The following is a 14,846-nucleotide window of genomic DNA, read 5'->3' as shown; positions in this document are numbered from 1 at the left end:
TGCCTGGTCCGGAGACGGGAGTGCGACGGCACGACTCAGGCGGTCTCGGCGCCCACGGTCTCCGCGGTCCGCGGTGTCCGCTCGACCGCCGACTCCGTCGGCTCCGTCGGCCCGACCGGTTCCACCGGCTTCGTCATGTCCGGCGGTGCCGGAGCCTCCGCGTCCCCGGGGGTGCTCCGCGCGGGCAGCAGTGCCATCACCGCCTGCCGGTCGGCGTCGCTCGTGGCGTCGTCGTACGGATCCGGTGTCCGCGGGACCTGGAGCCGGTGCACCGGACCGGACCCCAGCCGGGCGTACCCCCGCCCGGGCGGCATGTGCACGAGCGGCGTCGTGTGCGGGGGCACGCCCAGCACCGCTTCCACCTGCTGCGGTGCCGCGGCACCGAGCACGACACGCGCGCGTGTGTGCTGCCGTACCGCCTCGCTCAGCGCCTCCCCGCTCTCGAACTGCTCGGCGACGACCACGGTGACGTTCGCCGCGCGGCCGTGCCGCAACGGCACCTGGAGCAGCGCCTGCGGGTCCTTGCGGCCCTCCGTCCCCGCGAGGTGGGCGAAGACGCCCGGCCGGTCGAGCAGGATCCACAGCGGGCGCCGGGTGTCCTCGGGCGGCGGCTCGCCCGCCTGCCGGGCCAGGTTGATCGCGATGAGCCGGCGCTCGGTCTCCTGCGCGGCCCACTCCAGGCTGGCTAGCGCCCCGGCGAGGGCGCACTCCACGGCGAGTACGCCGTCCCGGCCGGTCAGGCACGCGTACTCGCCGGTGCCGCCGCCGTCGACGATCAGGACGTCGCCGTACTCCAGGGCCTGGAGGGCGATGGAGCGCAGCAGGGTGGAGGTGCCGCTGCCGGGATGGCCCATGGCCAGCAGGTGCGGCTCGGTGGAGCGGATGCCGGTGCGCCAGACGATGGGCGGGACGTCGATCCGTTCCTCGCCGTAGGAGAGGGGGAGCGTGCGCTGGACCTCGCTCGGGTCGGTGAAGCCGAGGACGGTCTCTCCCGGGGCGGTGACGAAGCGCTGGGCCGGGACGTCGGCGGGCAGCGGGGCGAGCACGGTGACGGTGAGCCGGTTGCCCTCCTCGTCCCACGCGAAGTGGTACTCGCGGCCCCGGCCGGCCTTCACGGTGAGCAGCTGCTCGATCCGCGCGCGGGCCGCGGGCTCGCCGTCCGGGAAATAGGCGGGGTAGCGGACGACGAGGTGACCGACGCGGCCGGCGTCGTCGAACTCGTGGTCCGTGAAGGCGCTCTCCCAGGTCCCGCCGTGCGCGTACAGCGGCGCCGGGTCGTCGGGGCCGGAGAAGTACGGCACCAGGGCCTCGTACAGCGCCTGGAGCCGTTCGGCCTGGGACTCGTCGGGCCCGTCGGGCACCGAGGTGCGGTCGCGGCCCTGCCAGGCCGCCGCCCCCATCACGGTGATGACGGTGAGCAGCGGCCCGTACGGTACCAGGGCCACGAGGAGGACCAGGGAGGCCACCAGGAACAGCAGTGGCCCGCGTTTGTCCTTGGGGGTGTCCGCCCATCTGCGCCGCCCGGCCGAGGCCAGCCGGCGCAGTCCGCGCGAGACGGTGATCAGCGGGTGGAGGACGTCGGTGGCGCTGTCGGCCGCCGTCCGGGCCAGCTCCCGGCTCCGGGCGATCTGCGTCCGGGCGATCTGCGCGCTGTCTTTGCTCAGAATGCGGGGGAGAGGGCGCCGGGCCACTGCTGTCTCCTGATCGTGCGTACGGGCGGGACGGGCCGGGTCAGAACTTGATGCCGCCGAGGAGGCTTGCCAGGCTCTCTCCGCCGGCCTTGATGCTCGGGGCGATGGCCGTGCTCGACAGGTAGAAGCCGAACAGGGCCGTGACCGCGGCGTGCGAGCCCTTCAGTCCGTCCTTGCGGAAGAAGAGGAACACGATGGTGCCGAGCAGGAACACGCCTGACAGGGAAAGGATCATTTCGGGCCTCCTGGTGTCGAGGGTGAGGGACAGTCACCATGAGTCCTTCCAGGATCACAGGATGTATCCATACTATTAAAGGTGCAACTGGGTGAAATCGGGCTCATTTCCCCCACGTGGCGGAGCCGTTCCTGCCCCGTTGACCAGGCCGGTTGCGTCCGGCGGGCGCTGTTGGCGATCTTTACCTCGGGCACATCGGGTCATGTGCCGCAGGAGCCAGTACGCTGGCGATTCACTCGTACGGCCGCGCTCCGCTCGCTGCCGTACGCTCGCTCGGTCCGAAGCGGGCCCCGAGCGGGCCCCGAAAGCGGGCCCCGAGCAGTCCCCGAGCAGTTCCCGCATGCGCAAGGAGAGGCGGTCCGGCCGATGAGTGAAGCCCCCGATCCCGAGGTCGTGGAGCTGGCGACCAAGATCTTCGATCTGGCCCGGCAGGGGCAGACCGAGGCGCTCGTGGCGTACGTCGACGCGGGCGTGCCGGCCAACCTCACCAACGACCGCGGCGACTCCCTGGTGATGCTCGCCGCCTACCACGGCCACGCCGACGCGGTCCGCGCGCTGCTCGCCCGCGGTGCGGCGGCGGACCAGATCAACGACCGGGGCCAGACCCCGCTCGCCGGCGCCGTCTTCAAGGGCGAGACGGACGTGATCAAGGCCCTTCTGGAGGGCGGGGCCGACCCTTCCGCGGGAACGCCGTCGGCCGTCGACACGGCCCGGATGTTCGGCAAGACGGAACTGCTGGAGCTGTTCGGCGTCCGCTGACGGCGGCGTCCCGACCAGAAACGACACGCAAAACGGGGGAGGCGGTAGCAGGCCGCCGGAAATACGGTCGCGGCAGGACACACCGCGGGTCATCATGACGACGTGATTCACGGACGTGATGGACGGGCAGGTGATGCCGCACCGCGCGGGCCGTGATGAGGTCCGCATGGGCCACCGACGAGAGGCAGAGAGAGATGGTCTACAGCAAGCAGAAGACGGCGGGCACTCCGACGTTGTGTCACGCGGCCAGGTAATGCGTGGTTCCCGGTTGCGTCGACGCTTGATGTGAGGCTGTTTCCCATGTTCGATCCGGTCATAGCGCCCAGCGGTACGCTGCTCGGGCTGCTCCAGCGCGGCCGTGGCGACGGCACGCTGCACGCGCTCACCGCCCCGCGGGCCGAGGCGCTCGCGGCCCTGAACCACTGTGTGCTGCGCGATCCCCGCCACGACTGGCAGGTGGAGAACCGCTCCCTGTACTACGCCCGCCTCCATCTCGACCTGAACGGCGAGCTGGACGCCCTGGAGGCGCACCTCTTCGGCGCGGACGACATCCTCGACACCGACGAGTCCCGTACCGGCCTCGCCCTGGCCGTCCTCGGGCACCTCGCCTCCTACGGCCGCCGGGACGCCCTCGAACTGCTGCGCAGGTACGCCGCCCAGGGAACCAACTGGGCCTGGGCGCTGGACGAGCTGGCCCTGCGGGACGACGACGCGGGCCTGCGCGCCCTCGCCGCCCCCGTCCTGGCCCGCTTCACCACCGACCCCGAGGGCGAGGCCGAGCTGGCCGCCGCCGTGCGCGACGCCTTCGAGCCCCGGCCCTGGCGGCTGTGGGCCGACGATCCGCGGCCGTCGATCGCCACGCGCGTGCGTGCCGCCCAGGAAACCGGCTGTTTCGACCGCTGGCAGCGCCAGATGCGCCCCACCGGCCCGCGCCCGGGGTGGAGCGTCCGCGCCGTCTTCGAGTGGGCCCAGCAGGGCATGGAGCGCGGCGCCGCCCTGTACGTGCCCGCCGCCCGCTGCCTGGTCGCCGTGGCCGGCCCCGAGGACCGGCCCGAGATCCTGCGGGCCGCGCGCGACGGCATCGACGGAGCCCGCTGCACCGCACTGCGCTACCTCGCCGACGGCAACGATCCCGGCGCCCTCGACCTGATCGAGGCCGCGGTCGCCGACGGCACGCCGGCCGTCGTGGAGGCCGCCGTCGACGCCTTCGAACGGATGCGCAGCATCGCCGCCGTCGACCGCGCGCGCGGCTGGGCCCAGCGTCCCGACGCGCTCGGTGCCGCCGCCGGCCGCATGCTCGCCTGCCGCGGCGCCGCCCGGGACAGCGACCTCGTCCTCGGTGCCCTCCGCGAGGCCGTACGCGGCGAGGGCCCGGACGCACCCACCCTGTGGACCCTCGTCGACGGTGCCGGACGCCTCGGTATCGCCTGCGCGGCCCCCGTGCTGCGCCACATCTACCGCGAGACGGCCTCCTCCCACCTCCGCGGCCGGGCCGCCCGCGCGCTGGCCGCCACCGACCCCTCCTTCGCCACCGGCTTCGCCGTCGAATGCCTGTGGGACTGCGAGGAGACCACCCGCGAACTCGCCGCCCGGCACGCCGAGACCGGTGACGCCCGTGTCGTCGAGCGACTGCGCCGCCTGGCCGCCGACCCGGCCGAGGAGGCGGAGGTGCAGACAGCGGTCCGCAGCCGCTTCGGCCCCGACGCGACGCTCGGCTGAGGCCCCGGGCACGCCGGCCGAGCCGCACACCTCCCGAGGCCCGCGCTCTGCCGAGCCGCACGCCCTTCGAAGGCTCCCCTCGCTCCCTGCCCGGGGGACGGTCGCCTCGCCCGGGGACCATGGGTGACCCCGTGGGGCGGGCGGTCATGGCGGCGGGCCGGCGCGGTCCTGCGTGCGGGTGCGTGCGGGCGAACGCTCATGGGACGTTTCCCGCGCCGACAGATCGAAGTTGACGCGGGCACGCCCAGCGTGGCGACAACACCCGTATGCGTGTCGTCATCGTGACCGAATCCTTTCCCCCCGACGTGAACGGCGTGGCCCACTGCGCGCTCCAGACCGCCCGGCACCTCGTGGATCGCGGTCACCATCCGCTCGTCGTCGCCCCCGCCCCCGCACCCGGCAGCGGTTCGGACGCGGAGGCCCCCTGCCCGGTCGTCCGGGTGCCCTCCCTGCCGCTCCCCGGCTACCCCCAGGTACGCGTCGCCCTGCCCAGCCGGCGCCTGGCCGCGGCCCTCGTCGCACACCGCCCCGACGTGGTCCACCTCGCCAGCCCCTTCGTCCTCGGCGCCCGCGGCATGGCCGCCGCCGCCCGGCTCCGCGTCCCCGCCGTCGCCGTCTACCAGACCGACCTGGCCGGATACGCCCGCACCTACATGGGCGCAGGAGAGTCCGCCGCCTGGCGGCGGATCCGCGCAGTGCACGCCGCAGCCGACCGCACCCTGGCCCCCTCCAGCGCCGCCCTGGCCGACCTGGAGACGCACGGCGTACCCCGGGTGCGGCTGTGGCCGCGCGGCGTGGACGCCGTACGTTTCCGGCCGCAGCGCCGGGACGAGGCGCTGCGGCGCACGCTCGCCCCGGACGGTGAAGTGATCGTCGGCTACGTCGGCCGGCTCGCCCCCGAGAAGCACCTCGAACTCCTCGCCGGGGTCCGGGCACTGGCGGGTGTGCGGCTCGTGCTCGTCGGCGACGGACCCAGCCAGGCGCATCTGACCGAGGCCCTGCCGGGCGCCGTCTTCCTGGGCCGCCGCACCGGAGACGACCTCGCCCGGATCTTCGCCTCACTGGACGTGTTCGTGCACACCGGCCCCTTCGAGACGTTCTGCCAGACCGTCCAGGAGGCCATGGCCAGCGGTGTCCCGGTCGTCGCGCCCGCCGCCGGCGGCCCGCTCGACCTGGTCGCCCACGGCCGCACCGGCCTGCTCGTCTCGCCGCACGACGCCCAGGCCGTCCAGCAGGCCGTCCATGCCCTGGCCGCCGATCCGGGACGGCGGGCCGCGTACGGCGCCGCTGCCCGCGCGAAGGTCGGGGGCCGCACCTGGGCCGCCGTCGGTGATCAGCTGATCGCCCACTACGACGACGTGCTCGCGGCCCGGAGGACGGTGGTGGCGGCATGACCGGCCGGCCCCTGCGCATCGTGCGACTCGCCAACTTCGTCACCCCCGCGTCCGGCGGCCTGCGCACCGCCCTGAGGGAACTCGGCAAGGGCTTCCGGACCGCGGGCCACGAACCGGTCCTGATCGTGCCCGGCGACCGGCACACCGACCGCGACACCGAGCAGGGCCGCGTCATCACCCTGCCCGGCCCGCTGCTGCCCGGCACCGGCGGCTACCGGGTCCTCGCCGACAGACAGCGCGTGGCCGCCGTCCTGGAGGGACTGGCCCCGGACCGCCTGGAGGTCTCCGACCGGACCACGTTGCGCTGGACCGGCCGCTGGGCCCGCCGCGCGCGGGTCCCCGCCGTGATGGTCTCCCACGAGACCGCCGACGGCGTGCTGCGCACCTGGGGTCTGCCCGGGAACCTCGCCCGGCGCGCCGCCGACGGCCTCAACACCCGCACCGCGCACGTCTACTCGCGGGTGGTGTGCACGACGGAGTACGCCGAGCGCGAGTTCGTGCGCATCGGCGCGCGCAACGTCGTACGCGCCCCACTGGGCGTCGACCTGGAGGAACGGCATCCCGCGCTGCGCGACCCCGGACTGCGCGCACGGCACGCGCGCGGCGACGAGGCGCTGCTCCTGATGTGCTCCCGGCTGTCCGTGGAGAAACGGCCCGGTACGGCCCTGGACGCCCTGGAGGTGCTGCTGCGGCGCGGGTGGCGGGCGGTGCTCGTGGTGGCCGGGGACGGGCCGCTGCGGGCCCGGCTGGAGCAGCGTGTCCGGCAGCGCGGGCTGCCGGTGACCTTCCTCGGGCACGTCTCCGACCGGGCCGTCCTCGGCGCGCTCCAGGCGTCCGCCGACGTCTGCCTCGCGCCCGGACCAGCCGAGACGTTCGGCCTCGCGGCCCTGGAGGCCATGGCGTGCGGTACGCCCGTCGTCGCGAGCGCGTCCTCCGCGCTGCCCGAGGTCATCGGGTCCGCCGGGACCGTCGCGGCCGGCGGAGGGAAGGCGTTCGCCGACGCCGTGGAACTGCTCCTGGAACGCGGTGAGCCCGAGCGGCGGGACGCGGCACGCGCGCGTGCCGAGTGCTTCGGCTGGGGAGCGGCCGTGGAGGCGTTCCTGGCGGCCCACGACGCGGAGGCCCACCACCACGCCGGGCCCCGCCCCACCCTGCCGGGCGACGCCGCCTGACCCCGGGCGCCGGCTACGGCGGTTCTGCGGCAGACGGTCCGGTGCGGCGCGGGGTCCGCGCGGGGCTTCACCGAGGCGGGCGCAGTTCCGCTGTGGAGGGCCGGGGCCGGCGCCGTACCGGGGCGGGTGCAGTTCGGCTGTGGAGGGCCGGGCCGGGGTGGCGTGGCTGACCCTGGGCGTCGGCCACGCCGGTACTGCCGCAGGCCGTCCGTCCCGTACGGGCGCAGGGCCACGGGCGGGCCGTGCTGGGCGGGCGCGGCTCGGCTGTGGGGCGCCCGGGCCCCCGCGGCAGTACTGCTCGGTTGCCGACGCTACGAGGGTCAGCGGCGGCGTACCGGTACGAAGCGGACCGGGATGCCCGGCAGTGCCTGGGCGGCGGCCGGGAGGTCGGCGGCGCGGACCACGGCGATCACCGGGTAGCCCCCCGTGGTCGGGTGGTCGGCGAGGAAGACCACCGGGCGCCCGTCCGGCGGCACCTGGACCGCGCCGAGGACCAGGCCCTCGCTGGGGAGCTCCCCGGTCCGGGCCCGCTCCAGCGCGGGTCCCTCGGTGCGCAGGCCGATACGGTTGCTCGCCGCGGAGACGCGGTACGCGCGCGTGGTGAGGTCCCGGAGCGCCCGCGCCGTGAACCAGTCGTCGCGCGGGCCCGGCGTCACACGCAGCACGAGTTCGGCCGGCGGACACGGCAGCGGAGCGCCGTCCACGCGCGCGGGGGGACCTGCCGGAGCGCCGAGCGGCAGCGTCATGCCCTCCGCGAGCGGGGCCGGGCCCAGGCCGGACAGCAGGTCGGTGGCCCGGCTGCCGAGCACCGGCTCGACGGTGATGCCCCCGTCGACCGCGACATAGCTGCGCACCCCGGCCGTGGCCGCACCCACCTCCAGCAGCGTCCCGGCCGGCACGGCGACCGGGACGCCCCACGCCGCCGGCCGGCCGTCCACCGACACCGGACAGGGCGCGCCGCCGACCGCGACGGTCACCGTGGCGCGGGGACGCACGGCACAGCCGTTGAGCGTGGTCTCCAGGACGGCGGCATCCGGCGGATTGCCGACGAGCCGGTTCACGAGCGCCGCCGCGGGCGGGTCGAGCACCCCGGACGGCGGCACACCGAGATGCGCGTACCCCGGCCGCCCACGGTCCTGCACGGTGGTCAGCGCCCCGGCACGCACCACCGAGAGCACACGGTCACTCATGCGCCCACCCCGCACCTGTGACGCTGGCGCGCACCGCCGGTGGGGAGTCCCCTCGCTGACCCGGCGCCGGGTACGGCGTGCCCACGGGCGGGAGCGGCCGTGCGCGTCCCGCCGGCCGCGCCACCGCTCGGCCCGCCCACGAGCGTCCGGGCCACGGCCCCGTCACCGAGCGTCCGGCCCACGGCCCCGCTACCGAGCGTCCGGGCCACGGCCCCGTCACCGGGCGCCCCGGTCGCGTTCCCTCCTCCGGGCGCCCCGGTCATGGCCCGTCCACCGGAACGAACCGCACCCGTGTCCCCGGGGCCAGCAGCGCGGCCGGTACCCGGGTCGGGTCCCACAGGACGGCGTCCGTCGTGCCGATCAGCTGCCAGCCGCCCGGCGAGGAGCGTGGGTACACGCCCGTGTACGGCCCGGCCAGCGCCACGGCACCGGCCGGGACCGCCGTGCGCGGGGTGGCGCGCCGCGGGACGTGGTAGCGGGCCGGGAGGCCGGTGAGATAGCCGAAGCCGGGGGCGAACCCGCAGAAGGCCACCGTGAACTCGGTGCCCGCGTGGATCCGGGCCACCTCCGGCTCGGGCACCTGCCAGTGCGCGGCGACCTCCGCGAGGTCCGGGCCGTCGTAGCGCACGGGCAGTTCGACCAGCTCACGCGCGCGTGGCGGCGCCGCGGGCACGTCGCGGGCCGCCAGCTCGGCCGCCCAGCGGGCCCGGTCGGCCAGTCCGTCCAGCAGGACCGTCCGGGCCGCCGGGACGATCTCACGGACGGTGAGCGCGCCCTCCTCGCGGCACCGGAGCAGCTCCGCGTGCAGGGCCTGCGCCTCCTCCCCGGAAGCCACCTCGACCAGCAGGGCGTCGTCGCCGACGGGGAGCGCCCTCATGCGAACGCCTCCAGCCGCACGCCCGCCGCCACGAGCCGCTCGCGCACCCGGCGGGCCAGCTCCACGGCGCCGGGCGTGTCACCGTGCAGGCACAGCGACCGGGCGCGCACCTGGATGCGCGCGCCGGAGTGCGCGGTGACCGAGCCGGAGCACGCGAGGCTCACCGAGCGCTCCACGACGGCCTCCGGGTCGGTGACCACGGCACCGTCCCGGCCGCGCGGCACCAGCGTGCCCTCGTCGGTGTAGGCGCGGTCCGCGAACGCCTCCGTGACGGCCGGCAACCCCGCGCGCGCGGCCAGTTCCAGCAGCCGCGAGCCGGGCAGGCCCAGCACCGGCAGGGCCGCGTCGGCGAGGAGCACACCCTCGACGACCGCGTGGGCCTGCTCGGCGTCGTGCACGACCCGGTTGTAGAGCGCGCCGTGCGGTTTGACGTACGCCACGCGCGCTCCCGCCGCCCGGGCGAACACCTCCAGGGCGCCGATCTGGTAGGCCACTTCGGCCGCCAGCTCGGCGGGCGGCACGTCCATCGCGCGCCGCCCGAACCCGGCGAGGTCCCGGTAGGAGACCTGCGCGCCGATCGTCACCCCGCGCGCGACCGCGAGATCGCACACCCGGCGCATGGTGGCCGGGTCCCCGGCATGGAACCCGCAGGCCACGTTCGCACTGGTGACGACGGACAGCAGCTGCTCGTCGTCGGTCAGCCGCCAGCGGCCGAAGCCCTCGCCGAGGTCGGCGTTCAGATCGATCGCGGTCATGGTGTTCCGGTGCCTTCCGGTTCGTCGCCGACGTACATCGGCACCTCGCGGCCCTGTTCGACATGCCGGATCGGCACGCCCGCCCGGCCAGGCGTGCACTCGGCGGTGAACCCGTACCCGAGCGGGACCGACACCAAGTCGTCCCGCCGGTACGCGCACGCGTGCTCGTCGACCGTGGTGACGGGGCGCTCCCCGCTGCCGTCCACCCGCGTCACGCCAGCTCCTTCCCGCGCGTCTCCGGCAGCCCCAGCAGTGCCAGTGCCGCCAGGCCGTAACCGATCGCGCCGAAGACCAGCGCGCCGCCCACCCCCCAACTGTCCGCGAGGAAGCCCACCAGCGTCGGGAACACCGCGCCCACCGCGCGGCCCGTGTTGTACGTGAAGCCCTGCCCGGTGCCGCGCACCGCCGTCGGGTACAGCTCGCTCAGGTAGGAGCCGAAGCCGCTGAAGATGGCCGACATGCAGAAGCCGAGCGGAAAGCCGAGCACCAGCAGCAGGGTGCCGGCGCCCTGCGGGATGTTCGCGTACACCAGGATGCACAGCGCCGACAGCAGTGCGAACAGCCAGATGTTGGTGCGCCGGCCGAGCCGGTCGGTGAGGTGGCCGCCGGTCAGGTAGCCGAGGAACGCGCCCGAGATGAGGAAGGCCAGGTAGCCGCCGGTGCCGACGACCGACAGGCCGCGCTCGGACTTCAGGTACGTCGGCACCCAGGTGGCCAGCGTGTAGTAGCCGCCCTGCACGCCCGTGGACAGCAGGCTCGCGAAGACCGTGGTGCGCAGCAGCCCCGGGGCGCCGTCCCGGCCCGGCCGGAAGATCGCCGCGAAGGAACCCCGCCCCGGGTCCTGCTCGCGTGCCGCCGTCGCCGTGGGGGCGTCGTGCACCCGGCGGCGCAACCACACCACGAACAGCGCGGGCAGCGCACCGGTCCAGAACATGATCCGCCAGGCCAGATCGTCACCGGCGAAGGAGAACACCAACGTGTAGACGACCGCCGCCAGCGCCCAGCCGACCGCCCAGGCGCTCTGGACCGCGCCGAGCGTACGGCCCCGGTGGCGCGCACTCGCGTACTCGGCGACCAGGATGGCCCCGACCGCCCACTCGCCGCCGAAACCGAGGCCCTGGAGAGCGCGGAAGACCAGCAGCGTCTCGTAGGTGGGCGCGAAGCCGCAGGCGACCGTGAAGACCGCGTACGTGAGCACGGTGATCATCAGGGCCCGGACCCGGCCCATCCGGTCCGCGATCACACCCGCCGCGGCGCCGCCGACCGCCGAGACCACGAGCGTGACGGTGGTGAACAGACCGGTCTGGCCGCTGCTGAGACCGAAATAGGCGGAGAGCGCCACCATGCTCAGCGGCAGGGTGAAGTAGTCGTACGAATCCAGGGCGTATCCGCCGAAAGCTCCGGTGAACGCGCGCCGGCCGCCCGGGCCGAGGGCGCGCAGCCAGCCGAGCGCGCCGTCATCGGCGGCGTCTTCGGTCCCCGGGTGGACGCCGGAGGGGGGCGCGGACCGGGGCGGCGGTGGGGTCGTGCTCATGGGCACCTCGCAGAGGGGGACGGAGGGTGCGGGACGTGAGCGGTACGGAGGCGCTGCGATGGGGAGGAGGCGCGTACGTCGCGCCGTACGAATGCCGCGCCAGGAGAGCACCGTAGAGGATCGTTCAACGATCCTTCAATACCCACGTTGTCTCGTCCCCGGGTCTGCGATTGAATCCCGGCATGGCAGAGCAGCTGGCGGGACTGGCCGACGACCGCGCCCTCCTGGGGCGTACGAGTACGGCGGAGCGGGTCGCGGACATCCTCAGGAGCCGCATAGCCGACGGGTACTTCCCGCCCGGCACCCGGCTGTCGGAGGACAGCATCGGCGGGGCGCTCGGGGTCTCCCGCAACACCCTGCGCGAGGCGTTCCGGCTGCTCACGCACGAGCGTCTGCTGGTCCACGAGCTGAACCGGGGCGTGTTCGTCCGCGTCCTGACCGTCGAGGACGTGGAGGACATCTACCGCACGCGCGCCCTCGTCGAGTGCGCCGTCGTCCGCGGCCTGGGCGAGCCGCCGTACCCGCTCCAGGAGCTGGCCGAGGCGGTCGCCGAGGGCGAGCGGGCGGCCGTCGCGGGTGACTGGAAAGCGGTGGGTACGGCCAATATCCACTTCCACCGGGAACTGGTCGCCCTCGCCGGCAGCGAGCGCACCGACGAACTGATGCGCAGCGTCTTCGCCGAACTGCGGCTGGCCTTCCACGTCGTGGACGACCCGCACCGGCTGCACGAGCCGTACCTCGCCCGCAACCGCCGGATCCTGCGCACCCTGGAGGCCGGGGACCGGAGCGGCGCGGGACGGCTGCTGGCGACCTATCTGGCGGACTCCCTGGAGCGGGTCGTCGAGGTGTACCGGCGACGGGTGGGCGAGGACGGCACGGAGACCTTCTGAACCTCCCCTCCTCGCTGAATGCGGTGACGGTCGTGCCGAGCCTCCGTGACGGTCGTGCCGAGTCGCCGTGACGGTCGTGTCGAGCCTCCGTGACGGCCGTGGCTTCTGCGTCGTTTGGGTCGATGTCAGACCGAGGACCTAGTCTGTGCACCGTGACTTCGCCTGCATCGACGGACCGTGTTCCGCCCCAGCTCAGCGCGGGGCCGCGCCCGGCTCCGGGCCCGGCCGCCGACGAGGGGCTGGCGCGCCGGCTGCGCGCGCTCGCCTGCACCGCGCCGCTGCACGACCTCGACGCCCGCAAGGCCAATCTGGCCGGCGAGTACTCGGTGTACGGGATGGCCGAGGTGGCCCTGGCCGCCATCGACCTCGTCACGCTGAACATGGACTTCGACACCGGCGCCGACCACGAGCAGATCGTCGCCCGGCTCGTCCCGCGCATCGCCGCCCAGGCCCCCCGGCGGGACGCCGGCGAGCACGAACGGGTGGCCCGCTGGGTCCTGGAGAACCTGATCAACGTCGGCAGCGTGGACCGCGGTTTCCGCGCGGTGTACGGCACCTTCGCGCCCGACGGCACGTACGTCCGCCGCGACTACGACTTCAAGCTGATCGAGGAGGTCCCCGGCCCCGGCGGCACGGTCTACCTGCGGACGACGGACGAGGCGGTCAACGTCCTCGTCGGCGCGCTCGACACGGACGTCACCAGCGCCCAGATCGCCGCCGAGGTCAAGCTTGAGGTGCTGATCAACCGCGGCCGGCTCGCCGACGCGCAGCTCGCCGCCGAGCAGGCCCGCTACCGCACGGTGCAGTACTCCGAGACGCTCCGCCGCGCCCTTGACGCCACCCGGCGCAACGTCCGCGCGGTCGACTGGCTCAACGCCGTCCCCGACATGATCGCCGAGGCCCTCGACCACGTGGCCGAGCGCTACCGCCACGAGAACGCCATCCTCACCAACATCCGCAAGGCCCGCGACGAGACCGAGGACACCGAGCACAAGCGCCGTGCCGCCGAACTGGTCGACATCGTCAAGGACTGCATCCGGCGCCACACCCAGCTCCAGGCGCGCCTGCTGGAGGCCGGCCCGCTGTTCCGCGCCGAACAGGACCGGCAGGCCTTCGCCACCCCGGCGGCGACCTCCGGGACGGACCTCTACGGCCACCTCCTCGCCCCCGTCCTGCCGCTGCCCCTGGAGCGGGCGATCCGGGTCACGGACGCCTTCTTCGCGCACGGCACGGGGCTCAGGACGCCGGTGTCCGTCCGGGTCGGTGACCTGGTGGACATCCTGCTGACACCGCCCGTGGAGCGCGAGCACCTGGGCGCCGAGATGCCCGAGCCCGATCTGATCGCCACCCCGGACGACAGCCGGTTCAGCGAGGAGCAGCTCGCCACGGCGACGGAGCTGCTCGACCTGCCGGCGGACGCCCCCAGGAGACTGTCGGGACTGCTGGCCGAGGCCCGCCGGACCGGTGACCCGGACCTCGCCTACCTCGTGGCGCTGCTGGCGGTCCACGCCGCCAGCCCGCCCGTCGGCACCGCCTACCGGCAGGGCGAGCAGAAACTGCTGTTCGCCGTGGACGACGGGACCGAGCTGGACGATCCCGAGTTCGGCGGGGCGGACCTGATCGTCGGCACCGCCCTGCTCGACTCGGCCGGAATGGCCGCGGACCGGACGGAAGCAGCATGAGTGAGCACGACCGCGACAAGGAGCAGAACCCGTGACCGAGCCCGCCGACCGGAGTGAGCCCGAGCCCGCCGCCGCGCCGGCCGGTGCCGCAGTCACCCCCGCCGACGCCGCCGACGCGGCGCGGCTCGTCGCCTTCGGACTCCAGCCCAGGCTCCAGCCGGCGCGCGACCAGGAGTACACCGAGCTGCTGCGCCGCTACCGCGACGACCCGCCGTTCGCGCGGCTCGCGGACGCCGTCGCCGCCGGTCTCGGCCTCGTCGTCCTGGAGGTGTCCCCGCGTGCGGGGATGGCCGTGACGGCCGCCGAGGACTCCGTCTTCGCCGTCCGCATGGGTGACTACGCGCGTCGCACCGCCGCCGACTCCGGCGACCGCTTCCTGCACGGACTCGCCCATCTCGCCGCCGCCGCGCTGGCGTTCCCGCGCCCGGAGGACCTCGCCGACGACGCCTACATCGGCCGGGTCACGGTCAACGGCGTCGACGCCTTCGTCCGGCAGGCCTGCCGCCGCCTGGAGGAACGCGCCGAGGAGCAGGGCGAGAACACCGACCCGGTGACCGACGCGCCCGGCCTGGAGGCCGCCTGGCGGATCTGGGCCAGACGCAGCGCCACCGGCGCCACCAAGGACGCCCGCCGGCCGGCCGCCTCCACCACCGGCATCGTGGCGAAGGCCCTCGCCTTCCTCACCGACTCGGGTTTCCTCCAGCGCACCGGCGACGACCACGGCGGCACCTACCGCACCACCGCCCGCTACCAGCTCCAGGTCCGTGACCTGGCCGGCAGCGCCGCCCTGGCCGAACTGCTCGAACTGGGCGTCGTCCCGGTGACCGACGGCACGGCCAGCCTGCTGCCCGCGGAGGACACGGACGACCTGGACCTGGTGGCCGACGCCGGCCTGCCGTTCCACGCCCCCTCGCACCCCTGACCACCTCACCGAACCGCCAGAAGACT

At 74.7% G+C, this 14,846-nt stretch carries 14 protein-coding genes; 7 read left to right on the top strand and 7 right to left on the bottom strand.

The window, feature by feature from the left end; genetic code table 11:
* Nucleotides 1-35: 35 nt before the first annotated feature.
* Together AB0F03_RS07740 and AB0F03_RS07735 are read right to left on the bottom strand one after the other, a co-directional pair.
* The gene (locus tag AB0F03_RS07740) at nucleotides 36-1,691 is read right to left on the bottom strand and encodes a hypothetical protein (protein ID WP_361987580.1); all 1,656 of its coding nucleotides are present in this window, start codon (nucleotides 1,689-1,691) and stop codon (nucleotides 36-38) included.
* Between the two features lie 40 nt (nucleotides 1,692-1,731).
* On the bottom strand, nucleotides 1,732-1,926 hold the full coding sequence (locus tag AB0F03_RS07735; protein WP_121789823.1) for a hypothetical protein: 195 nt from the start codon (nucleotides 1,924-1,926) through the stop codon (nucleotides 1,732-1,734).
* A gap of 366 nt (nucleotides 1,927-2,292) precedes the next feature.
* Between AB0F03_RS07735 and AB0F03_RS07730 the strand changes: the two genes are divergently transcribed.
* The 4 genes from AB0F03_RS07730 to AB0F03_RS07715 all read left to right on the top strand — a co-directional run bounded on the left by AB0F03_RS07730 (nucleotide 2,293) and on the right by AB0F03_RS07715 (nucleotide 6,970).
* Entirely contained in the window at nucleotides 2,293-2,685 is a 393-nt protein-coding gene (locus AB0F03_RS07730) for an ankyrin repeat domain-containing protein (protein WP_361987578.1), read from the top strand.
* A 300-nt stretch (nucleotides 2,686-2,985) separates the two neighbouring features.
* Complete coding sequence (locus AB0F03_RS07725) at nucleotides 2,986-4,404, top strand: HEAT repeat domain-containing protein (protein ID WP_361987577.1); 1,419 nt, start codon at nucleotides 2,986-2,988, stop codon at nucleotides 4,402-4,404.
* A gap of 266 nt (nucleotides 4,405-4,670) precedes the next feature.
* Nucleotides 4,671-5,798, top strand: a complete 1,128-nt coding sequence (locus AB0F03_RS07720) for a glycosyltransferase family 1 protein (protein ID WP_361987575.1) — start codon at nucleotides 4,671-4,673, stop codon at nucleotides 5,796-5,798.
* Nucleotides 5,795-6,970, top strand: coding sequence for a glycosyltransferase (locus AB0F03_RS07715; protein WP_361987574.1), 1,176 nt, complete (start codon nucleotides 5,795-5,797; stop codon nucleotides 6,968-6,970). The genes AB0F03_RS07720 and AB0F03_RS07715 overlap by 4 nt, the downstream gene beginning before the upstream one ends.
* Before the next feature lie 320 nt (nucleotides 6,971-7,290).
* Here AB0F03_RS07715 and AB0F03_RS07710 read toward each other — a convergent pair whose 3' ends face one another.
* The 5 genes from AB0F03_RS07710 to AB0F03_RS07690 form a co-directional block, all read right to left on the bottom strand.
* On the bottom strand, nucleotides 7,291-8,160 hold the full coding sequence (locus tag AB0F03_RS07710; protein ID WP_361987572.1) for a biotin-dependent carboxyltransferase family protein: 870 nt from the start codon (nucleotides 8,158-8,160) through the stop codon (nucleotides 7,291-7,293).
* Nucleotides 8,161-8,419: 259 nt separating this feature from the next.
* On the bottom strand, nucleotides 8,420-9,037 hold the full coding sequence (gene pxpB, locus AB0F03_RS07705; protein ID WP_361987570.1) for a 5-oxoprolinase subunit PxpB: 618 nt from the start codon (nucleotides 9,035-9,037) through the stop codon (nucleotides 8,420-8,422).
* Nucleotides 9,034-9,792: a 5-oxoprolinase subunit PxpA gene (locus tag AB0F03_RS07700; RefSeq protein ID WP_361987568.1), complete on the bottom strand. Its 759-nt coding sequence runs from the start codon at nucleotides 9,790-9,792 to the stop codon at nucleotides 9,034-9,036. The genes pxpB and AB0F03_RS07700 overlap by 4 nt, the downstream gene beginning before the upstream one ends.
* Nucleotides 9,789-10,007, bottom strand: coding sequence for a hypothetical protein (locus AB0F03_RS07695; protein ID WP_361988237.1), 219 nt, complete (start codon nucleotides 10,005-10,007; stop codon nucleotides 9,789-9,791). The genes AB0F03_RS07700 and AB0F03_RS07695 overlap by 4 nt, the downstream gene beginning before the upstream one ends.
* On the bottom strand, nucleotides 10,004-11,326 hold the full coding sequence (locus AB0F03_RS07690) for an MFS transporter (RefSeq protein ID WP_361987566.1): 1,323 nt from the start codon (nucleotides 11,324-11,326) through the stop codon (nucleotides 10,004-10,006). The genes AB0F03_RS07695 and AB0F03_RS07690 overlap by 4 nt, the downstream gene beginning before the upstream one ends.
* A gap of 182 nt (nucleotides 11,327-11,508) precedes the next feature.
* On the opposite strand from AB0F03_RS07690, the gene AB0F03_RS07685 reads away from it, so the two are divergent.
* From AB0F03_RS07685 to AB0F03_RS07675, 3 genes are all read left to right on the top strand, one after another.
* Nucleotides 11,509-12,216, top strand: coding sequence for a GntR family transcriptional regulator (locus tag AB0F03_RS07685; protein ID WP_361987564.1), 708 nt, complete (start codon nucleotides 11,509-11,511; stop codon nucleotides 12,214-12,216).
* A 152-nt stretch (nucleotides 12,217-12,368) separates the two neighbouring features.
* Entirely contained in the window at nucleotides 12,369-13,898 is a 1,530-nt protein-coding gene (locus tag AB0F03_RS07680) for a hypothetical protein (protein WP_361987562.1), read from the top strand.
* Nucleotides 13,899-13,929: 31 nt separating this feature from the next.
* Nucleotides 13,930-14,820: a hypothetical protein gene (locus tag AB0F03_RS07675; protein ID WP_361987560.1), complete on the top strand. Its 891-nt coding sequence runs from the start codon at nucleotides 13,930-13,932 to the stop codon at nucleotides 14,818-14,820.
* The last annotated feature ends 26 nt before the right edge of the window (nucleotides 14,821-14,846 follow it).

Source organism: Streptomyces sp. NPDC028722, assembly GCF_040637655.1.
Lineage (GTDB): Bacteria > Actinomycetota > Actinomycetes > Streptomycetales > Streptomycetaceae > Streptomyces.
Note: the sequence above shows the minus strand (reverse complement) of the source record. Positions and strands in the feature narration are given on the sequence as shown.